Origin of the sequence: Roseovarius sp. S88 (assembly GCF_037023735.1) — a bacterium.
In the GTDB taxonomy this organism is placed as follows: Bacteria; Pseudomonadota; Alphaproteobacteria; order Rhodobacterales; family Rhodobacteraceae; genus Roseovarius; species Roseovarius phycicola.
This window is the reverse complement of sequence record NZ_CP146069.1, coordinates 1,345,938-1,369,569: the sequence shown is the minus strand read 5'-3', so window position 1 is coordinate 1,369,569 and position 23,632 is coordinate 1,345,938. Positions and strand designations below refer to the sequence as shown.

The 23,632-nt window shown below is 57.1% G+C and carries 24 protein-coding genes and 2 tRNA genes; 17 read left to right on the top strand and 9 right to left on the bottom strand.

Annotated elements, in window-relative coordinates; all coding sequences use genetic code 11:
• Positions 1 to 2: 2 nt before the first annotated feature.
• Genes RZ517_RS06970 through RZ517_RS06960 form a run of 3 tightly spaced genes read left to right on the top strand, consistent with a single transcriptional unit; the run spans position 3 to position 1,945 of the window.
• A complete protein-coding gene (locus tag RZ517_RS06970) occupies positions 3 to 404 on the top strand; it encodes a 6-pyruvoyl trahydropterin synthase family protein (protein ID WP_338550738.1) in 402 nt (133 codons plus the stop codon).
• Complete coding sequence (locus tag RZ517_RS06965; RefSeq protein ID WP_338550737.1) at positions 401 to 1,165, top strand: class I SAM-dependent methyltransferase; 765 nt, start codon at positions 401 to 403, stop codon at positions 1,163 to 1,165. Before RZ517_RS06970 ends, RZ517_RS06965 begins: the two co-directional genes overlap by 4 nt.
• Before the next feature lie 12 nt (positions 1,166 to 1,177).
• Entirely contained in the window at positions 1,178 to 1,945 is a 768-nt protein-coding gene (locus tag RZ517_RS06960; RefSeq protein WP_338550736.1) for a RibD family protein, read from the top strand.
• 15 nt (positions 1,946 to 1,960) lie between these two features.
• Here the strand turns inward: RZ517_RS06960 and mdoH are convergent, their stop codons facing one another.
• The 3 genes from mdoH to RZ517_RS06945 all read right to left on the bottom strand — a co-directional run bounded on the left by mdoH (position 1,961) and on the right by RZ517_RS06945 (position 5,579).
• Complete coding sequence (gene mdoH, locus RZ517_RS06955) at positions 1,961 to 3,655, bottom strand: glucans biosynthesis glucosyltransferase MdoH (protein WP_338550735.1); 1,695 nt, start codon at positions 3,653 to 3,655, stop codon at positions 1,961 to 1,963.
• 412 nt (positions 3,656 to 4,067) lie between these two features.
• A tRNA-Leu gene (locus RZ517_RS06950) sits at positions 4,068 to 4,154 on the bottom strand.
• 90 nt (positions 4,155 to 4,244) lie between these two features.
• Positions 4,245 to 5,579 carry a peptidoglycan-binding domain-containing protein gene (locus tag RZ517_RS06945; RefSeq protein ID WP_338550734.1) on the bottom strand — a complete coding sequence of 445 codons (1,335 nt, stop codon included), beginning with the start codon at positions 5,577 to 5,579 and terminating at the stop codon, positions 4,245 to 4,247.
• Positions 5,580 to 5,659: 80 nt separating this feature from the next.
• Here RZ517_RS06945 and lipB point away from each other — a divergent pair, with 80 nt between their 5' ends.
• Positions 5,660 to 6,349: a lipoyl(octanoyl) transferase LipB gene (gene lipB / locus RZ517_RS06940; protein ID WP_422395565.1), complete on the top strand. Its 690-nt coding sequence runs from the start codon at positions 5,660 to 5,662 to the stop codon at positions 6,347 to 6,349.
• Here the strand turns inward: lipB and RZ517_RS06935 are convergent.
• From RZ517_RS06935 to RZ517_RS06915, 5 genes are all read right to left on the bottom strand, one after another.
• The gene (locus RZ517_RS06935; protein ID WP_338550733.1) at positions 6,346 to 7,203 is read right to left on the bottom strand and encodes a CopD family protein; all 858 of its coding nucleotides are present in this window, start codon (positions 7,201 to 7,203) and stop codon (positions 6,346 to 6,348) included. The two genes, lipB and RZ517_RS06935, sit on opposite strands and share 4 nt — an antisense overlap.
• A 3-nt stretch (positions 7,204 to 7,206) precedes the next feature.
• Positions 7,207 to 7,548: a copper resistance CopC family protein gene (locus RZ517_RS06930; RefSeq protein ID WP_338550732.1), complete on the bottom strand. Its 342-nt coding sequence runs from the start codon at positions 7,546 to 7,548 to the stop codon at positions 7,207 to 7,209.
• An 88-nt stretch (positions 7,549 to 7,636) separates the two neighbouring features.
• Positions 7,637 to 10,153, bottom strand: coding sequence for an ATP-dependent helicase (locus tag RZ517_RS06925; protein WP_338550731.1), 2,517 nt, complete (start codon positions 10,151 to 10,153; stop codon positions 7,637 to 7,639).
• Positions 10,154 to 10,221: 68 nt separating this feature from the next.
• Entirely contained in the window at positions 10,222 to 10,701 is a 480-nt protein-coding gene (locus tag RZ517_RS06920; RefSeq protein ID WP_338550730.1) for an L-2-amino-thiazoline-4-carboxylic acid hydrolase, read from the bottom strand.
• Positions 10,702 to 10,719: 18 nt separating this feature from the next.
• Positions 10,720 to 11,142, bottom strand: coding sequence for a RidA family protein (locus tag RZ517_RS06915; RefSeq protein ID WP_338550729.1), 423 nt, complete (start codon positions 11,140 to 11,142; stop codon positions 10,720 to 10,722).
• A gap of 157 nt (positions 11,143 to 11,299) precedes the next feature.
• On the opposite strand from RZ517_RS06915, the gene RZ517_RS06910 reads away from it, so the two are divergent.
• The 13 genes from RZ517_RS06910 to hisH all read left to right on the top strand — a co-directional run bounded on the left by RZ517_RS06910 (position 11,300) and on the right by hisH (position 23,209).
• On the top strand, positions 11,300 to 11,881 hold the full coding sequence (locus tag RZ517_RS06910) for a LysR family transcriptional regulator (RefSeq protein ID WP_338550728.1): 582 nt from the start codon (positions 11,300 to 11,302) through the stop codon (positions 11,879 to 11,881).
• A 219-nt stretch (positions 11,882 to 12,100) separates the two neighbouring features.
• Positions 12,101 to 13,240 carry an alpha-hydroxy acid oxidase gene (locus RZ517_RS06905; RefSeq protein ID WP_338550727.1) on the top strand — a complete coding sequence of 380 codons (1,140 nt, stop codon included), beginning with the start codon at positions 12,101 to 12,103 and terminating at the stop codon, positions 13,238 to 13,240.
• Positions 13,241 to 13,407: 167 nt separating this feature from the next.
• The gene (gene pyc / locus RZ517_RS06900) at positions 13,408 to 16,848 is read left to right on the top strand and encodes a pyruvate carboxylase (protein ID WP_338550726.1); all 3,441 of its coding nucleotides are present in this window, start codon (positions 13,408 to 13,410) and stop codon (positions 16,846 to 16,848) included.
• 74 nt (positions 16,849 to 16,922) lie between these two features.
• Positions 16,923 to 17,414: a YegJ family protein gene (locus RZ517_RS06895; protein ID WP_338550725.1), complete on the top strand. Its 492-nt coding sequence runs from the start codon at positions 16,923 to 16,925 to the stop codon at positions 17,412 to 17,414.
• Positions 17,415 to 17,488: 74 nt separating this feature from the next.
• Positions 17,489 to 18,277 carry a phosphodiesterase gene (locus tag RZ517_RS06890; RefSeq protein ID WP_338550724.1) on the top strand — a complete coding sequence of 263 codons (789 nt, stop codon included), beginning with the start codon at positions 17,489 to 17,491 and terminating at the stop codon, positions 18,275 to 18,277.
• 92 nt (positions 18,278 to 18,369) lie between these two features.
• Positions 18,370 to 18,663, top strand: coding sequence for a ribbon-helix-helix domain-containing protein (locus RZ517_RS06885; protein ID WP_338550723.1), 294 nt, complete (start codon positions 18,370 to 18,372; stop codon positions 18,661 to 18,663).
• A gap of 100 nt (positions 18,664 to 18,763) precedes the next feature.
• Positions 18,764 to 19,159, top strand: a complete 396-nt coding sequence (locus tag RZ517_RS06880; protein ID WP_338550722.1) for a VOC family protein — start codon at positions 18,764 to 18,766, stop codon at positions 19,157 to 19,159.
• Positions 19,160 to 19,242: 83 nt separating this feature from the next.
• A complete protein-coding gene (locus RZ517_RS06875; RefSeq protein WP_338550721.1) occupies positions 19,243 to 19,770 on the top strand; it encodes a Twin-arginine translocation pathway signal in 528 nt (175 codons plus the stop codon).
• Between the two features lie 14 nt (positions 19,771 to 19,784).
• Positions 19,785 to 21,356, top strand: coding sequence for a GMC family oxidoreductase (locus tag RZ517_RS06870; protein ID WP_338550720.1), 1,572 nt, complete (start codon positions 19,785 to 19,787; stop codon positions 21,354 to 21,356).
• 129 nt (positions 21,357 to 21,485) lie between these two features.
• Positions 21,486 to 21,620, top strand: coding sequence for a hypothetical protein (locus RZ517_RS06865; protein ID WP_317055540.1), 135 nt, complete (start codon positions 21,486 to 21,488; stop codon positions 21,618 to 21,620).
• A 114-nt stretch (positions 21,621 to 21,734) separates the two neighbouring features.
• Positions 21,735 to 21,809 (top strand) — tRNA-Gly (locus RZ517_RS06860).
• A gap of 168 nt (positions 21,810 to 21,977) precedes the next feature.
• On the top strand, positions 21,978 to 22,565 hold the full coding sequence (hisB, locus tag RZ517_RS06855; protein WP_338550719.1) for an imidazoleglycerol-phosphate dehydratase HisB: 588 nt from the start codon (positions 21,978 to 21,980) through the stop codon (positions 22,563 to 22,565).
• Positions 22,566 to 22,570: 5 nt separating this feature from the next.
• A complete protein-coding gene (hisH, locus tag RZ517_RS06850; protein WP_338550718.1) occupies positions 22,571 to 23,209 on the top strand; it encodes an imidazole glycerol phosphate synthase subunit HisH in 639 nt (212 codons plus the stop codon).
• Between the two features lie 20 nt (positions 23,210 to 23,229).
• Here hisH and RZ517_RS06845 read toward each other — a convergent pair whose 3' ends face one another.
• The gene (locus RZ517_RS06845; RefSeq protein WP_338550717.1) at positions 23,230 to 23,622 is read right to left on the bottom strand and encodes a DUF2147 domain-containing protein; all 393 of its coding nucleotides are present in this window, start codon (positions 23,620 to 23,622) and stop codon (positions 23,230 to 23,232) included.
• Positions 23,623 to 23,632: the final 10 nt, after the last annotated feature.

Sequence of the window (23,632 nt, the reverse complement as noted above, 5' to 3'; positions counted from 1 at the left end):
ACATGTTTGCTGTTGAAGTTCGTGACCATATCATGATTGCGCATTCACTTCCTTCCGAGGTCTTCGGTCCGGCACAAGGGATGCATGGCGCAACATTTACCGTTGATGCCGCGTTTTTCACCAAAGAGATCGACGAACACGGACTGGTTGTAGACATTGGCCTGGCGACTGAAGTTCTGGCAGAAACGCTTGCACCTCTGCGGTACAAGAATTTGGATGAACATCCACAGTTCAAGGGAAAATTCACAACAACTGAGTTTCTTTGCCACCATATTTTTGAGCAAATTGCTGAGCAGATACGATCAGGCAAACTGGCCGATCAAGGCCGGGTCAAACGTGCGAGGGTCTTGCTTCATGAGAGCCATGTGGCGCGCGCTTGGTACGAGGGAGACATCCAAGCATGAGTTTCTCGGCCGAATGGTTGGCTCTGCGCGAACCTGCGGACCATGCAGCGCGCGACAAAAAATTACTGCGCCAAGCAGCGCTATGGGCAGGACAAAACCCGGTCATTCTTGATCTGGGTTGTGGAACAGGCGCCACTGCACGCGCGTTTTCCGACGTGTTACCGGTCAACGCACAGTGGCGATTGGTCGACAGCGATTCAGAACTTTTGGATCGAGCAGCCGCAGAGATAGGATCGACTGCCAAAACCCACTTGTTGGATCTCAACGAGATTGAAGCACTTCCGCTTGAAGGCGTTACGTTGGTCACAGCTTCAGCTTTGTTGGATTTGGTGTCCGAGGCCTGGGTGAATGCGCTGGTTCCAAAGCTTGACGTGCCATTCTATGCGTCGCTGAACTATGAAGGGACGATGAACTGGACGCCGGTCGGTCAGCTTGATGAAGAGATCAGGTTAGCGTTCAACACGCATCAACGCACCGACAAGGGTTTTGGTCCTGCACTCGGTCCAGACGCCGCAGAACGCTCCGCTGAAATTTTCCAACACTCAGGGTTCAAAGTCAATTGCGCCGACAGCCCGTGGCAACTCGGTCCCGGCAACGAAAAACTGCTGTTTGAGTTGATTGAAGGAATTGCGCAGGCAGCCACTGATGCAGGCGTGAAAAACGCAACTGATTGGTGTCGCGCTCGGCAGGACAATCTAAGTGACACCGACTGTGTCATTGGCCATGTCGACATGTTGGCCAAGCCCACACACATATCTTAAGAGTAGAGTGAAATGCTGGTACAAGTGACTGACAAAATATGGAGCCATCTGCTGCATATAAGGAACAACACGACATGTTCCTGCCAAGACAACTGGAGCAGCGGGGAAAGAGCAGCCCTTGATCTCTACACGCCGCTGGCACGACGTGACCGAGGACCCTTCACCCTGGCTCAAATAGGACAGTCTCTTGACGGTCGCATTGCGACTGTCACAGGTGATGCGCGTGACATATCCGGACCAGATGGACTCGAGCATTTGCACCGGATGCGTGCTCTTGTGGATGGTGTCGTCATCGGTGTGCGTACAGCGCTACACGATAGCCCCCGTCTGACCGTAAGACTGTGCGAAGGAAAAAACCCAGCTCGCATTGTGATAGATCCAAGAGGTCGGTTACCCGATGATGTGCACCTGTTTCGTCGCGACGGAACCCGACGCATTGTGATTCAGTCCGTGGACAGACCAAGACCGGCTGGTGTTACAGTAATCCGGTTACAGCTCAAGAATGGCACAATAGACCCACGGGAGATCATAACAGCATTGCGTGACGAGGGTCTTTCCACGCTATTGGTCGAAGGCGGCGGTATCACTATCGCAAAGTTCTTGGAGAATGGTCTTTTGAACCGCCTTCATGTGGGAATAGCACCACTGCTCATTGGAGACGGTCCGCAGAGTATTACGCTTTCAAGCCCAAGCGAAATGCTGGCAAATGCTATAAGGCCGAAGATGCGAGCGTATTCACTAGGTTCCGATGTAATGCTTGACTGTAAAATGCCGCATTGAGGTACGGTGGCAAGCTTATGCAATATCGGCTCTAGGAGGAATCTCGAGTCCAACGCTTGGCGAACGATCCTCTGGAATGTCGAACACTCCGTTTTTCACCGACCAGCGGCTCAAGCTTGGCGATGTCGTAATCACGGCAATGGGAATGGAAAAGCCAAGCGCTATTAGCATCGGCGCACCAAAGATCAGGGCCCAAGGCACCAAAACAGCAAGCCATGCGGTTAGAGCGAAACCAGCCAGTGTTTGAGGCCATAAAACGCGCGCAGCTTCTTTCCATTCAAGCCGGTCGCGGTGGCGCTGCTGTGCGTCCCAGCCAACGCGCCGATTGAAAACCAATCCAACGAGAAACAAGCTCAATCCAAAAGCAACGATAGGCGCCATGAGCATTGAAACAAGAATTTCAACAATGCCACTTGCGCACACCAAACCGCGCCCACCGTAGGGCGCGGCGCGCTCTTTGTCTGAAAGGATTTGAGCCAGTCCCATAAGCTTGGGCATGAGATTGAGCACAAGCAAGGTGGCAAAGAGGCTCACACCAAGCCAAAGCGGTGCACCAACGAACTGTTCGGGCAAGGCGGCCATGCTTGCTCCAAGGATCACAAACAACATCCAGGCAGGCGCTGCGACATACATCTGTATCGCAAGGTAAAGCTGTACACGGCTAAGCGTCGCCAAGCCAGGAAGACCAAGCAGACGTAGATATTGCATATTGCCATTGCACCAACGCAGTTCACGCCGAATGAAATCGGCCAAGCTGGGCGGGTTCTCTTCATGGCTTTCGCTTTCTTCCGCCAAGACACGAACTTCGTAACCCGCGCGCCGCATCAGCGCTGCTTCGAGTTGATCGTGGCTCAGGATATCACCCGAAAGCGCTCCCTTTCCCGGAAGTTTGGGCAACATGCAATGCTGATGGAAAGGCGCAGTGCGAATAAGAACATTGTGTCCCCAATTTGGGCCGCAATCCGCTTGCCACCATGCTGACCCCAGTGTGTAGGATCGCATGCCATGGCGCATACCAAACTGGAACGCGCGCGTGAAAAAAGTCTTGGACGGCAACCCTGTTACAAGGCTCTGTAACATACCGATCTCGGGAGACACCTGCATGACCCGCACAAGACGCAGAACAGCGTCCGTGCCCATCATACTGTCTGCGTCAAGCGGCAGGAAAAAGTCATAGTCTGCGCCACTTCGGTCAAGAAACTCTGCAATGTTGCCAGCCTTGTACCCTGCGTTACAGTTGCGACGATGGTACTGTATCGAAACATCCGGATAGCAGCGGCGCCACTGCGCAACCCCGGCTTCTTCACGTAGTGCTATGCTGGGGTCGTCAGTGTCACTCAGGACATAGAAATCGAAATGCTTGACCCAAGCCGTGTTTGCCAGGTCCTCTTGCAGGCCTCGCAATCGCTGCAAAGACGGCGCAGGATCTTCGTTTCGCAATGGCATCACGACCGCGATCCTGCTGCTGATTGGCTCATCTCCTGAAATCCGCGCCAATGCAGGATTAACAATTGTCGCTGCATCACGTGCATATTTTCGGTCCAGCCAGAGACCAATCACAGCATTCCAAAGCCCAATTGAAAGCCACGGCAGGGTCAAAGCATATGCCGCCAGCATAGCCCATTCGATCCAAATCAGGCCGCCATACGATAGAAAAGTCGCCATCGCAGCAAACAATAGGACGACAGTGGTCACGTTGACCGCCAGCACCAATACCCTCCGAAATCGCAGATCGTGTGTGTCGGGGTCGTCTGAATGAACGAGGCGCAAATCGTGCGACAGTTTTATAGAAGACCTCGTCGAGGATAAGTTTGATGTATCAAAAGAAGACAAATGAACGACATCCTTCGCGATTTAAGTGCGACACTTTCCAAGACTACAAATGTGGCAGGATCAAAAAACGTCCATTGGGAAATTCATTTGTTACTGATGATAAAGCACTTGTGTTGGCCTATCAGCAGGGTCTGAGCACCAATCAGGCTCAAGTCGCTATCAGTCTCTGGCTCAGTCAAAACTTTCAACTTCGGCTTCCACTTGCGCCACAGATGCGCCCATTGACACCAGAACCCTGAAAAAAGGACTCCCAAATCGCCAGCACTGAAACGGGGGGAAATTGTTTTCATGGTGCGGTCGAGAGGACTCGAACCTCCACGGGTGTTACCCCACAGCGACCTCAACGCTGCGCGTCTACCAATTCCGCCACGACCGCACATCGTGATTGGTGCGCGACGCTATAACAACGCCGCTGCACCTTGTGAAGGGCCTTTGCGCCAGAAAATGGCGCAAGGGCGGATTTGGGTTATTCAGAGATGCTGAATGTCGGCAATGTCGAGACCGACTGCACGGTGTCTTCCCCGTCGCCGGTCAGGTTCTGGGTTTTCTCGTCCACGCCATTGGCCTGATAAACAGCCTTGCGAATAAGGCCTGTGCGGCCTGCGTCACCCGGCACGAAAATCGGCTTGCCGCTGGCCTCGACCGCTGAGATGCCGGTCTCATACCAGCTCACGGCCAGATCGGGACGACGGGCGGTGCCGAAGCCCTCATTGAGGTGATGGCCAAGGAGTTCCGCATACCCGCGCTCGCCCAGCGCCGTCAGGAGCAAAGCCGAACCTGCGGCCACATCCATCGCATCGGTGCGGTATCCCACGGACAGGCAAATGCGCGCTGTGCCCGAGAGCTGTGCGGGGTCCATGCCGGTGTCCAGAATGAACTTGCTCACATCCGACAGAACTGCCTCCTGCGGTTGCAGCGACAGCGCGGTAAGCTGTTTCTTCATCGCAGGACCAAAGGCTGCGCATTGCTGCTCCAACGAGGCCTGATTGAGGCCTTCAACCCGTGTCGCCAATTCCTCGCCATCGGCAATTGCATAGGTCCGCGCGAGACAAAACTGTTCGCTGAGCGCAAAGCTGGCGTCGGTCATGCTTGCTTGCGTGACGTAGCCACCGTTGGAATTGGTCACGAGGCTGACCCGGCTGCAATGCGAGGCCAGTGACGGGCCAGAAGCCGCTTCACCAAAGAGATTTGGCAGTGAAGAGCCACTGTCTTCTGTCGCGGCCAGGCTGGTTTCAGGTGCAGTGGTGATGGTGCCACTGTTGTCCGTCGCAGCCACTGTGCCGTTGAGTGATCCGCCCGCCGCTTCATCGCGATAGGCATAGAGCAGGCCGCGTGTGCCCTGCCCGCGCTGCGCGATCAGTTGTGTTGTTGCGGCACCACCGGATTGAGCGCGATAGTAAGACCCAACCAGGAAATCACGCTCATAGGGGGCAAGCCGCCCGGTGATGGGATAGCTCATATGCGCCTGATACTGCGAAATGGCGTTGCGGGTATTGCGCCCGCGCACACCATCGGGTGTGCCTGCGGGAAATCCAAAGTAGTTCAGCGCCACCTGCTCTTCGCGCGTCGCCACACGGGCCGCGCTGTTATAGCTCGAAGGTGCACGCTTTGTGACAACATTGCGCTGCTGCTGACGCTGGCGTTCGCGGTTCTTGATCCCCTCATTAACGATCACACCGCCCACAACGCCGCCGACGACCCCGCCAACAAGCCCATCTGCAAAATCGGCTGCGGATTGCGTGGCGGGTGTGATCCCCACCGCTCCAGCTATACAAATGATGGCAACACGCTTTGAAAACATCCCCGGTCTCCTTTAATAGACAACTCTAAATTGCTGTGAGCCTAGCACAGTTCCTGCCGCTGAAACGAAAGAATCCCGCCTTGCTCCTGCCTGATCCGCTGCAATCCGCTCAAAATATCGTGCAATGGCACGTCTCTGATGGGCTTATCGGCTATCGTGAGGCCGAAGCGGCGATGGAAGCACGCGCGGCGCGAATCGCCGAAGGGACCGCGCCAGAGGCCATTTGGCTGCTGGAGCATCCGCCGCTCTATACCGCGGGAACATCGGCCAAAGCGCCTGATCTGACCGATCCGGACAGGTTCGAGGTTTTTGAGACCAAACGTGGCGGGCAGTACACGTATCACGGCCCCGGACAGCGTGTGGTCTATGTGATGCTGGATGTGGGGCGGCGCGGTCGGGACGTGCGCGCATTTGTGCAGCAACTGGAACGCTGGGTGATCGCAACGCTGGATCAGTTCAACGTCACCGGCGAGATTCGCTGCGGTCGCGTGGGTGTGTGGGTTGTGCGCAATGACAAACCGCTCACCGCCTCGGGGGCCAAGCCCGAGGACAAGATCGCAGCTATTGGCATCCGCCTGCGCAAATGGGTGAGCTTTCACGGCATTTCCATCAATGTCGAACCGGATCTGAGCCACTTTGACGGGATCGTACCCTGCGGGATTTCCGAGCATGGGGTCACGTCACTGGTGGATCTCGGCTTGCCCGTCACGATGGGTGATGTGGACGTGGCGTTAAAGAAAACGTTTGAGGGTGTTTTTGGCGAGGCTTAAGTTGGCGCACCGATAATCACCGTCAGCATCGCGGTGATCGCCAGAACAAGTGCAACAACCACCTGCTCTTTGCGGATCACGCGTGCCAGCGCGTCCGCCGCACGGGTATCACCCCGCAACATCGCCGGGACATGGCGCATTTTGTTGGCCGCGCCCAATCCCATCAACAGGGCGACGACCAGAATTTTGGTCAACAAGATCAGGCCGTAAGGGGTGATCATCGCAGCCCAGCCCTCCAACAGTTGCCAGGCCATGAGAAGCCCAGCTGCAACCAGCACCGGCAGGACCGCCATCGCCGCTTGCCCGAACCCGTGCCCAAGCTGGGCCGCGACATCCAGCTTCTCCCGGTCGAGCGCGAGACGGCGCAACGGCCCCAGGATACCAACCCAAAACGCAGCGGCGCTGAGATGAAAATAAAGCACCAGCTGCAGCCAAAACGCCTCCCGCTCGGCCACATGGCCCAGAAGCGTGAAAGAACACATCACCAGAACGCCGCCTGACAACGCCAGCCAACTGCCCATCCGGCCCAAAAGCGCACCAACCAGCAAAAGCGCAAAACCAGCCACACGCCAGAGGGCCGCGTCGCCCACGGACGTGCTCCAAACAAGCTTGAGCATTTCGGGGTCCATAGCACCCGACGCCGTCCCCGTCAGAGCTGCGGCGCGCAAGGCGAGGTCGCTCGCCGACAGGATCACACCCAGCAAGGCCCAGATCAGCGTGAGGTCGCGGTAATAAGGTCGACGCAGGAGGCGGGTGAACGCGAAACCAATCAGGACAGAGCCAAAAGACACCAAAGCGCAGGCATAAAGCCCCAAAGTGTTCAGTGCCAGAAGACCCGTCCAGACATCCACCATGCGCTATTGGACATCAAAGCCGAACCGGCCTGTCATGATATGCCCATCTTCGCCGAGACCGCGCCATTCAACCTCGTACCGGCCCGTGCCCATCGAGGACATCGGCAGCTTGAACTCCGTGTCGAACTCTGTCTGCTCATCCAATTTCAACGGCTCGGAATGCTCATCCGCGTGGGTTATCTTGACTGTGACCAAACGGATCGCCTGTTCAAACCGCAAAACGAGTTCTTGCGGCACCGCATCAAGCGTCGCCCCATCGGCTGGCATGGTTTCGTCCATCTTGGAATGTGCAGCCGCCAAACCGGTCCAAGCAAGCAGCACAGTTGTGTAGAAAAACCATCGCATTGCGCATCCCCTCAGACGAGGCAGTCAGTTTGCACGCAATTTTGGGAAAAAGGTAGGGGCGAATTTCAAGGAAAGACTCGTGCTAGTGTCAGAATGGAATGTCATCCGCGCCTGAAACAAAGCGTGCGACAACGTGCTTCACGCCCGCTTTCTCAAAGTCGATCTCCAGCTTGTCGCCCTCGATCCCAATGATCGCGCCGTAGCCGAATTTCTGATGAAACACGCGCTCTCCCATGGTGTGAGCGCTGATGGCCTGCGCGTCGATGACCATGTTGCGGCTTTCCTTCGGCTGGCTGAGCGGCCGTTCCGCCGCCCGCGCCTGAAGCCGTTTCCAGCCCGGGGAATTGTAAACATTGGCCTCCGCCGCGCGGTCTTCGATGTTTGAGCCAAAGGGATCCCCCATCCCAACTGCCCCATAGCCACCTCCGAAGATACCTGGCGGAGTCAAGTCGTCAATATGTTCTTCGGGCAGCTCATCGATAAAACGCGACTTATACTGCGGTTGCCGACGGCCATAGATTATTCTGTCACTTGCGTAGGAAATGGTACAAATCTCTTCCGCCCTTGTGATGCCAACGTAAGCCAGACGACGCTCTTCTTCGAGACCCTTTTGGCCGCTTTCATCCATACTGCGTTGCGAGGGGAAAAGACCATCTTCCCAGCCGGGTAGGAATACGACGGGAAACTCCAACCCCTTGGCCGCGTGTAGGGTCATGATGCTGATCTTCTCGCCATCTTGTCCCGCATCGTTTTCCATAACCAGACTCACGTGTTCGAGGAAGCCCTGGAGGTTCTCAAATTTCTCCAAACTCGATACCAATTCCTTGAGATTCTCCAACCGCCCGGGGGCTTCGGGCGTTTTGTCGTTCTGCCACATCTCTGTATAGCCGGACTCGTCCAACACCATTTCGGCCAGTTCGATATGGCTCAGCTTCTGGTCGCCCACCAGACGCCCCCACCGGCGCAGCCCATCGATCAGCTTGGCCAGTTCGGTCGCGCCCTTGCCACCGATCCCCTTCTCATCGAGCAGGATCGCCGCGCCTTCCAGCAAAGACACCCCGTTCTGCCGGGCCGTCATCTGAATTTTCTGCTGCGCCTTGTCACCGAGGCCGCGCTTTGGGGTGTTCACAATCCGCTCGAAGGCCAGATCATCCGCAGGCGACACCACAAGCCGGAAATAAGCCATCGCATCGCGGATCTCCATCCGCTCATAGAACCGCGGCCCGCCAATCACGCGATAGGGCAAGCCGATGGTGAGGAACCGGTCCTCGAAGGCGCGCATCTGGTGGCTGGCGCGCACGAGGATGGCGATTTCGTCCAAATTATAGGTTTTTGGTAGTGGTAAGTTGTCCTTTCCAGTAGGGCTTAAGGCTTCCGCGCGCTGTAAATTTACTTGGTGAATATCGCCTTCCACGTTCTTTGAGACCACACCACCTTTCGCCAAGCGTTCCGCCTCTTGTTCTATGGTGATTGATCTAGGATTTTCTCGATACTTGAAACGACCAAGGCCAGCCTGAGCGTCTTCAATTTGTTCTCCGACCCACCTCGCCTCCTCTTCACCATCCCAGAGACCCATTAGGCCAACTTTCTTTCCACCTCTTGCTTCAGTCCAAAGCTCCTTGCCTAGCCGATCTTTGTTCTCCGCAATCACACCCGACGCCGCAGCAAGGATATGCGGGGTTGAACGATAATTCTGCTCCAGCCGCACCACATGTGCGCCCGGAAAATCCTTTTCAAACCGCAGGATATTGCCCACCTCCGCCCCGCGCCAGCCATAGATCGACTGGTCATCATCGCCGACGCAGCAGATATTTTTGTGCCCCCCCGCCAAGAGCCGCAGCCACAGATACTGCGCCACGTTGGTGTCCTGATATTCGTCTACGAGGATATAGCGGAACCAGCGGCGGTATTGCGCGAGCACATCGTCATGGGTCTGGAAAATCGTGACCATGTGAAGCAGCAGATCGCCGAAATCCACGGCGTTTAGCTCAATCAGGCGGGTCTGGTACTGGGCATATAGCACAACACCCTTGCCGTCATAGGCGCTGGCCTCTGAGGCGGGCACATTCTCCGGCGTCCAGGCCCGGTTCTTCCATTGGTCAATGATCCCGGCCAGCTGCCGCGCGGGCCAGCGTTTGTCGTCGATATTGGCCGCCGCGACGAGTTGCTTGAGCAGGCGCAATTGGTCATCGGCGTCGAGAATCGTGAAGTTTGATTTCAGTTCCACAAGTTCGGCATGTCGGCGAAGCAGCTTGACACAAATCGAGTGAAACGTGCCCAGCCACGGCATGCCTTCCACCGCCTCGCCCATCATCCGGCCCACGCGGTTCTTCATCTCTCGCGCGGCTTTGTTGGTGAAGGTGACGGCCAAAATCTCGTTAGGCCGCGCCGTCCCTGTGTTCAGCAGATGCACCATCCGCGTGGTCAGCGCCTTGGTCTTGCCCGTCCCTGCCCCGGCCAGCATCAGCACCGGCCCCTCCAGCGTTTCCACCGCCTCACGCTGGGCCGGATTGAGGTCATCGAGATATGGCATCGGTCGCGCGGCCATCGCCCGCGCCGAAAGAGAGGCCGTTTCAAACGCCTCGGATTCGTCAAAACTGCTCATGGCGCGACGATAACGCGGGTGAAGAAAAAGTTAAAGTGAATGTTCGCCTTGTGTTCCGTTGAAATATCTCACCCTTTCTCCCGCACCACTGTGCGGCAACACCCCTCCTTGCCCGGCGCCCAGAGTTCCAGGTCAAAGTCGAACCCGGCGGCCTCCAAAGCGGCCTCATCATAGGCCGAGGCACAGTGCAAAAGCGTGCAAATCTCGTCCTCGCTGCACCCTGCCTCGACCCAGGATTGTTTGAGCGGACAGGCCATCATCTTGACCTCAAATCCGGTGTCGTCCAATCGCCTCAGGTCCGCCGCATAGGCCAGTTTGCAATCCAGCGCACAGGCCCAAATCGCAGCCATGCCTTCAAAATCATCCGGAGCAAGATGCGACAGGCTTTGACCCACTTTGCGCCCCACCGCCCCACTCGCGGCACGCATCACTTCAATGGCAGTGGCCTGATCAAAGCGGTCTGACAACTCGCGAAAGACCTCGAGATATATTGTCCCGCGATCTTTGATAGCCTGCACCAAAAGCGCTTTGGCCTTTTCGTCCTCCATGAGATTGCCCTTTCCTCGCTACGCTCTTGGATCCTGAAATCGATCCTCCGGGATGACGGCGACGGGGATCACTTCCACTAGGAACTCCGGATCAACCAGCCCGGCGCACTGAATCAGAATGCTGACCGGCCCATGCGCGGCATCAAGCCGGTCTGCGCGTACCTTTTGGATGGTGGGGACGTCAGCGGGGTCCACGTAAAAGACTGTCAGCGAAACGATGTCGTCCATGCGGCCCCCAACGGCCGAAAGAACGGCTTCGACATTGTCAAAACACTGGTGCGCCTGCGCCTCACAATCCCCCGCACCCACTATGTTTTCGACACTGTCCCAAGCGACTTGGCCTGTGATGTGGAGTGTGCAGCCCACAGGCTGCACAACCCCGTGGTGATAGGGCCGCCCGCGTGTGGGCCAGTTTGCAGGCGTGTTAAATCTGATGGTCATATTTGGCTCCTTCTTGTCGTTCTTTGCGCCACTAACGGCACGAGGGCCTTTCGCCGCAAACGACAAGATCTGCGTGACAGACTTAGAAAATCTAAGCCTTCGACAGGATGCGCCTGTGTTAAACCTGCACAGAATTCAAAGCCGGAGGATCCTGAACATGACCTATCGCTTTCCCTCTTTGAACGGCCTCAAAGCGTTTGAAGCCGCCGCCCGGCATCTGAGTTTCAAGGCTGCCGCTGGGGAGCTTGGCGTCACACCGGGTGCTGTCAGCCAACAGGTCAAACGGCTCGAAGCATCCCTCGGAATTTCGCTCTTTCGGCGTTTGCCTCAGGGGTTGCTTCTGACCCGCGAGGGTGCAGCCTATCTGCCGAGCATCTCAGAGGCGTTTGACACTCTCACAGACGCCACGGAAAAGATCGCACCTGCCCTGAACGGCCGGAAACTGAGCGTTGGCATCTCAAAGACCCTGATCCCGCACATTCCTGCCAACTGGCATCGCCAATCCGACGCGTTGTCGGCTTATGTGCGCGATACATGCGTGTCAGACGATGTCGAGCTGATCTGGTCAAATGCGCTGGATGCTTTGCTGCTCGACTTTCCTACGCAACATGGGGGGCTGTCTGAACAATCTGTCTCGTGCGGCGCACGGTATGGTGGGCAGACGATCTACTTCGTGACACGTCCCGGTCTGGCCAAGTGTCGCCAATCCCGTGCGATGCTCGAAGAGTTGACAGCCTGAAAACCGCAAATACGTCAGGACCTGTTGCCGATGCCTGTTGCAGGTGCAACGCGGCGTTAACTCATGCGCGTTGAACGCCGGGCACCGACGCAATACCGACGTGATACCGATGTAATACCGACGTGGGAATCTCTTCAAAATAAGCCCGTTAACCTTCGAATCGGCAAAACTGGCTGTTTTCGCTTTTCGCGCCCGCGTTCCCTTGCTATCGCTCAGCCCATGTCACTCGACGCCCGATACCCCGCCCTCGCAGACCTGCGTGCAAAAGCACGTTGGCGTGTTCCCTATTTTGTCTGGGAGTATCTCGATAGTGGCACGGGTGTTGAGGCCACGACCCGGCGTAATCGCTCCAAGCTGGATGAGGTCATGCTGATGCCCTCGATCTTACACGGGGAGCCAGAGGTGTCTACGGGCATCGAGTTTCTTGGTCAAAGCTTTGATTTACCCGTGGGAATTGCGCCTGTTGGCATGTCTGGCTTGATCTGGCCAGGGGCGGAGCAAAAGCTGGCGCGTGCCGCGGCCAAGGCCAATATCCCGTACACTTTATCTACTGTGGCCAGTCAAACCCCCGAAGATGTCTCACCGGCATTGGGTGAGCATGCCTGGTTTCAGATGTACCCGCCGCGCGATCCCGAAATCCGCGCCGATATGCTCAAACGCGCCAAGGCTGCCGGGTTTTCGACGCTTGTCCTCACCGTGGACGTGCCCGTGGGCAGCCGCCGGGAACGCCAAGTGCGCTCGGGCCTTACGCAACCCCCCAAGATCACGCCGCGTATCCTGTCGCAGATTGCCCTCTGCCCTACCTGGGCCATGGGCATGGCGAGCCGAGGCATGCCGCGGATGCGGCTGATTGACGATTATACCCCTGCAACCAAAGGGTTACCGTCGAACAAACATGCAGGTTACCTGCTGCGCACCTCCCCCAACTGGGACTATCTGCGCTGGCTGCGTGAGAATTGGGAGGGGCCGCTTTTGGTCAAAGGCGTGCTGGATCCAGCCGAAGTGCCCAAGCTGGAAGCCGAAGGAATTGATGCAATCTGGATCTCAAATCACGCCGGGCGACAGTTTGACGCCGCCCCGGCCACGATTGAGATGCTTCCAGCCATACGCATGGCCACCAAACTGCCGATCATCTTGGATGGCGGTGTGGAAGGCGGGCTGGATATCCTGCGCGCCCTCGCCTTGGGCGCGGATATGGTGATGATGGGTCGGGCCTGGCACTATGCCCTGGCTGCTTTGGGTGAAACAGGCCCCGATCACCTCGTCCATATTCTCAAATCCGACCTTGAGGCCAATATGGGTCAACTCGGTATCTCATCACCGCTTGAGGCCCATACACGGCTTCATACATCCGGGTAGTCCCGCTACCCGGCAAGGTGAAAAATACGCTCAGTACGGACCATACCCAGAAAGCCGGATTGCGCAAACCTTTCACAAATCTTACAAGCTGCGCAAAAGCGCTGCATCGCAGCGTGCTCTGCGTCAAGGCGCAGGCTGCCGTAACGTAAAAGACCGAGGGACTGGCCATGGCCGAATTCAACAAAATCCTGATTGCCAACCGGGGCGAGATCGCCATCCGGATCATGCGGGCTGCCAACGAGATGGGCAAGCGCACGGTGGCCGTCTTTGCCGAAGAGGACAAGCTTGGCTTGCACCGGTTTAAAGCGGATGAGGCGTACCGGATTGGCGAGGGGCTGGGGCCTGTGGCGGCGTATCTGTCGATTGACGAGATCATCCGCGTGGCCAAGAAATCCGGCGCGGATGCGATCCACCCTGGCTATGGCCTTTTATCGGAAAACCCTGAACTGGTGGATGCCTGCGAGGCCAATGGCATCACCTTCATTGGTCCGCGCGCCGCAACGATGCGCGCCCTTGGAGACAAGGCGAGCGCCCGCAAAGTGGCGATTGAAGCTGGTGTGCCGGTGATCCCAGCGACTGAGGTTCTGGGCGATGACATGGACCTTATCCGCAAGCAGGCCGATGAAATCGGCTATCCGATGATGCTCAAGGCATCATGGGGCGGCGGTGGACGCGGCATGCGTCCCATCAATTCGGCCGATGAGCTTGAAGAAAAGGTGCGTGAAGGCCGCCGCGAAGCCGAGGCCGCCTTTGGCAATGGTGAAGGTTATCTGGAAAAGATGATCATCCGGGCGCGCCACGTCGAGGTGCAGATCCTCGGCGACACGCATGGCAATATGTACCACCTCTTTGAGCGCGACTGCTCGGTGCAGCGCCGCAACCAGAAGGTCGTGGAACGCGCCCCTGCCCCGTATCTCAGTGACGCACAGCGCGCCGAGATTTGCGAGCTGGGTTACAAGATCTGCAAGCACGTCAATTACGAATGCGCAGGCACCGTTGAGTTCCTGATGGATATGGACACTGGCCAGTTTTACTTCATCGAGGTGAACCCGCGTGTGCAGGTGGAACACACCGTCACCGAGGAAGTGACCGGCATCGACATCGTGCAGGCGCAGATCAAGATTTCAGAGGGTAAGACGCTGGCCGAGGCCACGCGCAAGCAAAGCCAGGACGAGATCAGCCTCAATGGCCACGCGATCCAGACCCGGATCACGACCGAGGATCCGCAAAACAACTTCATCCCCGATTACGGCCGGATCACCGCCTTCCGTGAAGCAACAGGCATGGGCATCCGGCTTGATGGCGGCACGGCCTATTCGGGCAGTGTGATCACGCGTTATTACGACTCGCTGCTGGTAAAAATCACGGCGCATGCGCAGACGCCTCAGGGGGCCATTGCAAGGATGGACCGAGCGCTGCGCGAGTTCCGTATTCGCGGGGTGTCGACGAACATCGCCTTTGTCGAGAACCTGCTGAAGCACCCGACCTTCCTGTCGAACGAATACACAACCAAGTTTATCGACACGACGCCACAGCTTTTTGAGTTCGAGGCGCGGCGCGACCGGGGCACCAAGGTTCTCACCTATATTGCCGACATCACGGTCAATGGGCACCCCGAAGTCGAAGGGCGCCCTCTGCCGCGCCCGGATCTGGCCCTGCCACGCGCACCGAAGCCTGCCAACACCGAGATTTCGGACGGGGCAAAGCAGATCCTTGAGCGGGATGGCGCACAGGCCGTGGCCGACTGGATGGCGGCGCAAAAGCAGCTTTTGATCACCGATACGACCATGCGCGACAGCCACCAGTCACTTTTGGCTACGCGCATGCGGTCGATTGATATGATCGAAGCCGCCCCCAACTATGCCCATGATTTACCACAGCTTTTCTCGATGGAATGCTGGGGCGGCGCGACCTTTGACGTTGCCTACCGTTTCCTCGGTGAATGTCCTTGGCAGCGGCTGCGCGATCTGCGCAAAGCCATGCCCAACCTGCTCACGCAGATGCTTTTGCGTGGTTCCAATGGAGTCGGGTACACCAACTATCCTGACAATGTCGTCAAAGCCTTTGTCGAGCGCGCTGCCGATGTCGGCGTCGACATTTTCCGCGTTTTCGATCCGCTCAACTGGACCGAAAACATGCGCGTGTCGATGGATGCGGTGCTCGAGTCGGGCAAAATCCTAGAGGCGGCGATTTGCTACACCGGCGATATCCTCGATCCTAACCGGTCAAAATATGACCTGAAATACTACCTCGACATGGCCAAGGAACTGAAGGCGGCAGGCACGCATATCCTGTGCCTGAAGGACATGGGCGGTTTGATGAAACCGGCCACTGCGTCAATCCTTTTCAAGGCGTTGAAGGAAGAGGTGGGCCTGCCTATTCACTTCCACACACATGACACAGCAGGCACCGCGATTGCCACCATCATGGCCGCCTCTGAGGCTGGCGTTGATGCGGTGGATTGCGCAATGGACGCGCTTTCGGGCAACACCTCTCAGGCTACGCTTGGATCGGTGGTCGAGGCCCTGCGCCATACGGACCGGGATACCGGGCTTGATGTGGGCGCGATCCGGCAAATTTCGAACTACTGGGAATCGGTGCGCGACCACTACGCGGCGTTCGAGTCCGGCATGCAGTCACCCGCCTCTGAGGTCTATCTGCACGAGATGCCGGGCGGTCAGTTTACCAATCTGAAAGCACAAGCGCGTTCCATGGGTCTTGAGGATCGCTGGCACGACATCGCACGCACCTATGCCGAGGTGAATCATATGTTTGGCGATGTGATCAAAGTCACCCCGATTGCCAAAACTGTGGGTGATTTGGCGCTGATGATGGTCACCCAAGGCCTCACTTGCGAGGACGTGCTGAACCCCGAGACCGAGGTCAGTTTCCCCGATAGTGTGATCACCTTGATGAAGGGTTATGTAGGGCAGGCACATGGCGGCTTCCCCGAGGCTATCGTCAAAAAGGTGCTCAAGGGTGAGGAGCCGATCACCGTGCGCCCCGGAACCTTGCTTGAGCCTGCGGATCTCAAAGCCGAGAAAGCCGGGGTTGAGGAAAAACTGGGCGTGAGCATCGATGAGGAAGACCTGATGGGCTACATGATGTACCCCAAGGTCTTCACCGATTACATGGAGCGCCATGTCGAATATGGCCCCGTGCGGACCTTGCCCACAAAAACCTTCTTCTATGGCATGGAAACCAATGAAGAGATCACCGCCGAGATTGATCCGGGCAAAACGCTGGAAATCCGACTTGTGGCGGTGGGCGAGACCCGGGAAGACGGCCAGGCACGTGTCTTCTTTGAGCTGAATGGCCAGCCGCGCACCATCCGCGTGCCGGATCGTCGGGTGAAAGCCACTGTTGAGGCGCGGCCAAAGGCCGAAGTGGGCAATGCTAATCATCTCGGCGCGCCGATGCCAGGGGTTGTGGCGACCGTGGGGATCAATCCGGGCCAGTCGGTCAGCACAGGCGACCTGCTCCTAACCATCGAGGCCATGAAAATGGAAACAGGCCTGCATGCCGAACGCGATGCCGTGGTTAAGGCCGTGCACGTGCAGGCGGGTAGTCAGATCGACGCCAAGGATTTGCTGATCGAATTTGAATGACGCGTCATATTCCGGCCCGAATGGCTTGGTATCCGCCCGGTCCAAATTATTGAGTACAGTAAGAAAGGGTCATGATGACACGTTTTCTCGCCAGCATCGCATGCGCGGCATTTCTTCCTCTTGCGGCTTTGGCCGGAGATGATGTTGTACAATTCGGCCAGCAGGACGCCGAGATGCAGTCTGCCATCGCCGAAGCACGCATATCCTTGCCGCAGTTTCTGGCAAATACCCAAGGCGCGGACGGGCAATCCATAGAGGGCGCTGGCCTGAAGGTGGAATTCAACGCCGAGAGCGAGCAATCCGAAGTGATCTGGATCGTGCCCTTCGCGCCGCGCGGCGACGGTTTCGTTGGCATTCTGGCCAATGAGCCCACAAGCATGCCCGGTCAGCATGCTGGCGACATGGTGGAATTTTCTGAGGCGCAGATCGCGGATTGGACGTATAGCGCAGATGGCAAACTCTTTGGCAACTATACCACCCGTGTGATGCTGCCGCATCTGGATGACGCCACCAAAACACAGCTCTCGCAAATCCTGTCGGAAAATCCAGTCCCTGAAGGCTGGTAAGCCTTCAAAACCATCTTCCAAAGTCGCGCGAATCCTTTCAAGGTTCGTGCGATTTTTCTTTGCTGGGTGCGTCCATGAAAAAGCTCTTGGTTTTTACCGATATTCACATCGTGCCGCAGGGCGAGACGATTATCGGACTCGATCCTCTGGAACGCTTTGCGCAAGGTCTGCAGCATGCGCTTAGCAACCACCCGGATGCAGAGCGTATCGTGATTACCGGAGATTTAACGCATCATGGCACTCAGGAAGAATACATGCGATTGCATGATGCTCTTTCCGACTGCCCTCTCCCGGTCAGCCTGACATTGGGCAACCATGACAGGCGCAGTGCTTTTCTTGATGTTTTTCAGGGTGTTCCCGTAACGGACACAGGGTTTGTGCAAGAGAGTATTGATCTCGATGAGACACGACTGGTCCTTCTGGATACCTTGGACGAGGACGCCGACAATCTGCATGGCGGGCGGCTTTGCGAAGATCGGCTTCAATGGATGGACCAAGAGATCGCCAGTGCCGACGGTCGTCGTGTGATCCTGGGGCTGCACCATCCTCCCGTTCTGACGGGATTTCCCGGCATGGACAGTATTGGGCTGGCCAACCGGTCTGAGCTGGCCGCGCGCCTGGCACAGCATGGCTCCGTTGTGCAAATCCTGGCCGGGCATATTCACCGCACGATCCACGGAAACCTCACCGTCAATGAGACCCGCAACATCCCGGTTTTCATGTTCAAAAGCACCTGTCATCAAATGCCAATGCACCTTACGACAGATGATCACCACATTTCGGTAGATGAACCAGGGGCCTACGGTATTGTACTCAACTCTGAGGACGGGATCTTGGTGCACACCGAAGATTTTACCCTTTGAGCCTGCGAATTACACACAGCAGGCTTGCCTTGTAGTGAAATCCTCGGAATGATGGTCGCATCAACGCAATGGGTCATATGGGAGGATGACACATGTGCCGTATGTTCGCCGGGCAAGACCCGGAACGATATGAGCTCGAAACCCGCAGTATGCGCCTGAATGGGCAAAGCACCAGCATCCGGTTGGAAAAATCATTCTGGCGTATTCTGGATGAAATCGCTGCAAATGAAGACGTAACCACGCCCGCTTTCGTGTCGAAACTGCATGGCGAAGTGCTTGAATTACATGGGGAACCCAAGAATTTCACATCCCTGCTGCGCTGCACGTGCCTGGTGTGGCAAGACGCGCAAAACGCGCCTCAAACGGATCAGATTGCAGCCGAGTAGGGCCCGACCTGGTCTTTGCGCCGTGTAGTAACGGTTTACTACCTCGCCACGCGCGCAGCTTGCTAGGCTACTTCGAACAGCACACAGTTCGGAGGAGCCCATGGCCAAAGCCATTCACAGCATGATCCGTGTTCTCGACGAGGCGCAGTCACTGGAATTTTACAAGACAGCATTTGGGCTGGAGGTGGCTGACCGGCTCGATTTCACCAATTTCACCCTGGTTTACCTCAGCAATTCGGAATCCGAATTCGAGCTGGAACTCACGGTCAACAAAGACCAAACAGAGCCTTACGAGCTCGGCTCGGGATATGGGCATTTTGCCGTTTCTGTCGAGAATGTCGAAGCCGAACATGCCCGCTTTGTCGAGGCCGGGCTTAAACCTCGCAAGGTTGTAGAGTTTGCCCCAGATGGTGAACTCGTCGGCAAGTTTTTCTTTGTAGCGGACCCTGACGGCTACGAGATCGAGGTTCTCGAACGCGCAGGGCGTTTCAAATAACCCAATCGCAAATGGACCGGAGCGGCGTGACCCGGGCCTTTGCCACCAATCAAAAAACACGCAGACTTAGGGAGGACATTACGTTGAGTACCCAAACAAAATCGCTCAGAACGCTGACCCGGCGCGAGCTTCTGAAAGGCACCACCGCCTTGGGAGCATTCGTGTTGGGCACAAGCTATATCGCGGGGGCCGACGGGGCCTGGGCCGCAGAGCTTGAAGCACTCAAGCCTGAAAGCTTTGCGACCTTGGTGCAAATGGCGCGCGACATCTACCCGCATGACCGCGTGGCCGATGAATTCTACGTGGCGGCCGTCAAAGGTTATGACACGGCCGACAACGCCGAAGGTATTGAGGCCGGGATTGCCGCGCTGAACGCAGCAGCCAACGACATGAAAGGCACCGATTACGCTGCTGTCGGCTGGGAACGCGACCGCGTGGATGTGCTGCGCTCGATGGAGGATGACCCCTTCTTCCAGCGCATCAGAGGCGGGCTCGTGACCGGGCTTTACAATCAAAAAGCGGTTTGGCCGATCTTTGGGTATGAGGGCGAAAGCTTCTCCAAAGGTGGCTACATCAACCGCGGTTTTGATGACATTTCGTGGATCGGCTGAGGGAGGATTAACCAATGAGTGCACCATTTGAACTCAGCGACGACAGCGTTGTCGTCATCATCGGCACCGGCGCAGGCGGCGGTGTTCTGGCCAACGAACTTGCGCAAAAGGGCGTTTCGGTTGTGGCCTTGGAAGCCGGCGGACGGCATTTTCCCGAGGATTTCATCAATGATGAATGGGACAGCTTTGGCCAACTGGCCTGGCTTGACCCGCGCACCACATCGGGCGACTGGCGCGTGGCCAAGGACTTTTCGGGCCTTCCGGCCTGGATCGTGAAATCCGTGGGCGGCACCACCCAGCACTGGGCGGGCGCGTCCCTGCGCTTTCAGGAGCATGAGTGGAAAGCCAAAACCACCTACGGTGATGTTGAGGGCGCAAGCCTTCTGGATTGGCCGATTGATGCAGCTGAGATGGACCCTTGGTACTCCAAGGCTGAAGACAAGCTGCATGTCACCCGCACAGGCGACCGCCCAGGGCTTCCTGGCAACAACAACTTCAAAGTCTTTGAAGCAGGAGCCAAGGCGCTTGGATACAAGGATGTGCATACCGGTCGGATGGCCATTTCATCGGCTGAAAATACCGACCGGCAGATGTGCCAGCAAACCGGCTTTTGCTTTCAGGGCTGCAAGTGGGGAGCCAAATGGTCCGCGGGCTACCATGACATCGAGCAGGGCGAGGCGACCGGCAATCTCGAAGTGCGCCCGCAATCCCATGTGGCGCGCATTCTGCACGATGACAGCGGCAAGGTTACCGGCGTGGAGTATTTCGACGCCGACGGCAATCTACAGATGCAAAAGGCGCGGATTGTCTGTGTTGCGGGCAACTCGTTTGAAAGCCCTCGTCTGTTGCTGAATTCCGCGTCCAGCATGTTCCCCAATGGTCTGGCCAACAGCTCTGATCAGGTGGGCCGCAACTACATGCGCCACATGACGGGATCGGTCTATGCGGTCTTTGACAAGCCGGTGAAGTTCTGGCGTGGCACGACCATGGCCGGGATCATCACAGACGAGTCGCGTCATGATCCAAGCCGTGGGTTCGTAGGTGGATATGAGCTTGAAACGCTCGCACTTGGCTTACCCTTCATGGCCGCATTCCTCGATCCGGGTGCCTGGGGACGTGAATTCACCTCGGCGCTCGATGAGTATGAGAACATGGCCGGGATGTGGATTGTGGGCGAGGACATGCCGCAGGCGAGCAACCGCGTCACGCTCAACGATGAGGTAAAGGACCAGTACGGCCTGCCCGCGCCGAATGTGCATTTCGATGATCACCCCAATGACATCGCCATGCGCAACCACGCTTATAAACAAGGCGCTGCGGTCTATGACGCGGTGGGGGCCACGCGGACATTCCCAACGCCGCCCTACCCCAGCACACACAACCTCGGCACCAACCGCATGTCGGAAAACCCCGAAGATGGCGTGTGCAACAAATGGGGTCAAACCCATGATATTGCGAACCTTTTCATCTCTGACGGGTCGCAATTCACCACCGGTGCGGCGGAAAATCCGACGCTCACGATTGTGGCGCTTGCCATCCGGCAGGCAGATCACATTGCCTCAGAGATGTCTGCCGGCAACCTCTGATTGAAAAGCACCCTCGGCGCGGATTTCCGCCGCCGGGGGATTTTCGCCCGGTTTTTGTTGCGAGCCCCCTGAAACGACCTACGATTCGGGTATTAGCTGCCGAGAATGCACTGATACAGGAGACGTGACGTGACAGGTTATACCGAGCACGACCACGAAGACCGCACACCACCGAGTTTCAAGCGTCGCATGATGTTTGTGGGTGTTCTTTTGCTGAGTTCCACACTGATCTACGCAGAATTGGTCCTGCGCTTTAGCCAGTAATCGCGCGGCACGGTCGAGCAGACCCGAAACATCCGGCAAAAAAGTGCCACCGCACTGCGGTTTTCCCTTGCAGCGCGGGATGAGACTTTATATCTCCCACCTCACCCATCGGACGCGGGCGTAGCTCAGGGGTAGAGCATTACCTTGCCAAGGTAAGGGTCGTGAGTTCGAATCTCATCGCCCGCTCCAATAAAACCAATCGAAATTTGTGTTTTATTGGGGCGTCCAGGTGCTGAGCATTTCGGTGTTTCGACACCTTGCAGCAACACCACATCCCTGAAATTGCTGCTTTTTGCCCTCTTGGCGACACGCTTTGCCGCGCCTATAAGCGCCCAGTATTCATAACGGAATGTGCCCATGCGACAGGCCAAGATCACCCGCAAGACGGCGGAAACCGATATCTCGGTCGAGATCACTCTCGACGGGACCGGGGCGTATGAAAACGCCACGGGCGTTGGGTTTTTTGACCATATGCTGGATCAGCTGGCCCGCCATTCGCTTATCGATATGACGGTGCGATGTGACGGCGATTTGCACATTGATGATCACCACACGGTTGAGGATGTGGGCATTGCGCTTGGCCAGGCCCTCACTGAGGCCGTGGGCGACAAAAAAGGCATCCGGCGCTATGGGGCCTGTCTTTTGCCGATGGATGATGCGCTGGTGCGGGCGGCACTGGATCTGTCCGGGCGGCCCTATCTGGTTTGGAACGTGGAGCTTCCCACACCCAAAATCGGCACGTTTGACTGCGAGTTGGTGCGGGAGTTTTTCCAAGCATTCAGCACCCATGGCGGCCTGACACTGCATGTGGACCGGTTGCACGGGATCAACAGCCACCACATCGCCGAAGCCGCGTTCAAGGCCGTCGCGCGCAGCCTGCGTGATGCTCTGGAGGTCGATCCACGCAAGGCTGATGCGATACCGTCGACCAAGGGCATGTTGTAGGGGCCATGACCACCGTTATCGTCGACTACGAGTCCGGCAACCTGCACTCGGCAGAAAAGGCGTTTCAGCGCATGGCATCCGATGTTGGTGCGGGAGATGTTATCGTCACCTCCGACCCGGATGTCGTGCGTCGGGCTAGCCGTGTGGTCCTGCCCGGAGACGGGGCGTTTCCGGCCTGCCGGAAGGCGCTCTTTGACCATCGTGGCGTGTTTGAGGCCATTGAAGAGGTGGTGATCGCCAAGGGCCGCCCTTTCATGGGGATTTGCATCGGCATGCAAATGCTCGCAACCCGCGGGTTGGAATACTCTGAGACCCCCGGTTTTGACTGGATCCGCGGGACAGTTGGTGCGCTCGCCCCGTCTGACCCAAGTATGAAGGTTCCGCATATGGGGTGGAACGATCTTGTGATCAATGCGCCTCACCCGGTGCTCAAGGGCATCTCAACCGGGGATCACGCTTACTTCGTGCATTCCTACCAGTTCCGTGTCGATGACCCGGCAATTCGGCTTGCGCATGTGAGCTATGGCGAGGATGTCACGGCCGTCGTGGGCCGCGACAACATCGTCGGCACCCAGTTTCACCCGGAAAAAAGCCAGGCCACTGGCCTGGCGATCATTTCAAACTTCTTGCGATGGGCACCCTGAGAAGCGTGCTTAAAGCCGTCTTACTTGACTTTGCTCCACGTGCCGCCGTCCCGGCAGATGCCCAGAACGCATCCAGAGACTTTCAGAGACTTACCTGAAAGGCTAAGCTTGGAATTGTAGGTTTTGCCGCGATCCGGGGCGTAAATCTTACCTTTGTAAGAGCCGCCGCCCTTGCTCACCGTCTCGGAAATGATGTTTCGGCCAATATTGTCGGACGCCATTTCTTTGCCGTTGGCGTCATAGGCTTTGACCAACTTGCCACAGAGTTTCGCGCCGCAAGGTGTGACATGGATCAGGCCTGACTCGCCATTGTCATCCTTGGCCGTGCGCCAGAAGCCTTCCAGCGGATCAGCCGCAAAAGCCACGCCAGCGCTCATCAAAGTGGCCACAGCGGCCAGTGCTATCGTTTTCATGGGTCTCTCC

Excerpts from the sequence above, each read along its gene's own strand:
- RZ517_RS06895 (WP_338550725.1), top strand. The coding sequence starts at position 16,923 with ATGACACGTTTTCTCGCCAGCATCGCATGCGCGGCATTTCTTCCTCTT.
- hisB (WP_338550719.1), top strand. The coding sequence starts at position 21,978 with ATGCGACAGGCCAAGATCACCCGCAAGACGGCGGAAACCGATATCTCG.
- RZ517_RS06935 (WP_338550733.1), bottom strand. The coding sequence starts at position 7,203 with ATGGTGGATGTCTGGACGGGTCTTCTGGCACTGAACACTTTGGGGCTT.
- hisH (WP_338550718.1), top strand. The coding sequence starts at position 22,571 with ATGACCACCGTTATCGTCGACTACGAGTCCGGCAACCTGCACTCGGCA.
- RZ517_RS06930 (WP_338550732.1), bottom strand. The coding sequence starts at position 7,548 with ATGCGATGGTTTTTCTACACAACTGTGCTGCTTGCTTGGACCGGTTTG.
- RZ517_RS06965 (WP_338550737.1), top strand. The coding sequence starts at position 401 with ATGAGTTTCTCGGCCGAATGGTTGGCTCTGCGCGAACCTGCGGACCAT.
- RZ517_RS06945 (WP_338550734.1), bottom strand. The coding sequence starts at position 5,579 with ATGTTTTCAAAGCGTGTTGCCATCATTTGTATAGCTGGAGCGGTGGGG.
- RZ517_RS06905 (WP_338550727.1), top strand. The coding sequence starts at position 12,101 with ATGTCACTCGACGCCCGATACCCCGCCCTCGCAGACCTGCGTGCAAAA.
- RZ517_RS06885 (WP_338550723.1), top strand. The coding sequence starts at position 18,370 with ATGTGCCGTATGTTCGCCGGGCAAGACCCGGAACGATATGAGCTCGAA.
- RZ517_RS06890 (WP_338550724.1), top strand. The coding sequence starts at position 17,489 with ATGAAAAAGCTCTTGGTTTTTACCGATATTCACATCGTGCCGCAGGGC.
- RZ517_RS06910 (WP_338550728.1), top strand. The coding sequence starts at position 11,300 with ATGACCTATCGCTTTCCCTCTTTGAACGGCCTCAAAGCGTTTGAAGCC.
- RZ517_RS06970 (WP_338550738.1), top strand. The coding sequence starts at position 3 with ATGTTTGCTGTTGAAGTTCGTGACCATATCATGATTGCGCATTCACTT.
- RZ517_RS06960 (WP_338550736.1), top strand. The coding sequence starts at position 1,178 with ATGCTGGTACAAGTGACTGACAAAATATGGAGCCATCTGCTGCATATA.
- RZ517_RS06880 (WP_338550722.1), top strand. The coding sequence starts at position 18,764 with ATGGCCAAAGCCATTCACAGCATGATCCGTGTTCTCGACGAGGCGCAG.
- RZ517_RS06845 (WP_338550717.1), bottom strand. The coding sequence starts at position 23,622 with ATGAAAACGATAGCACTGGCCGCTGTGGCCACTTTGATGAGCGCTGGC.
- RZ517_RS06915 (WP_338550729.1), bottom strand. The coding sequence starts at position 11,142 with ATGACCATCAGATTTAACACGCCTGCAAACTGGCCCACACGCGGGCGG.
- RZ517_RS06925 (WP_338550731.1), bottom strand. The coding sequence starts at position 10,153 with ATGAGCAGTTTTGACGAATCCGAGGCGTTTGAAACGGCCTCTCTTTCG.
- RZ517_RS06870 (WP_338550720.1), top strand. The coding sequence starts at position 19,785 with ATGAGTGCACCATTTGAACTCAGCGACGACAGCGTTGTCGTCATCATC.
- RZ517_RS06920 (WP_338550730.1), bottom strand. The coding sequence starts at position 10,701 with ATGGAGGACGAAAAGGCCAAAGCGCTTTTGGTGCAGGCTATCAAAGAT.
- pyc (WP_338550726.1), top strand. The coding sequence starts at position 13,408 with ATGGCCGAATTCAACAAAATCCTGATTGCCAACCGGGGCGAGATCGCC.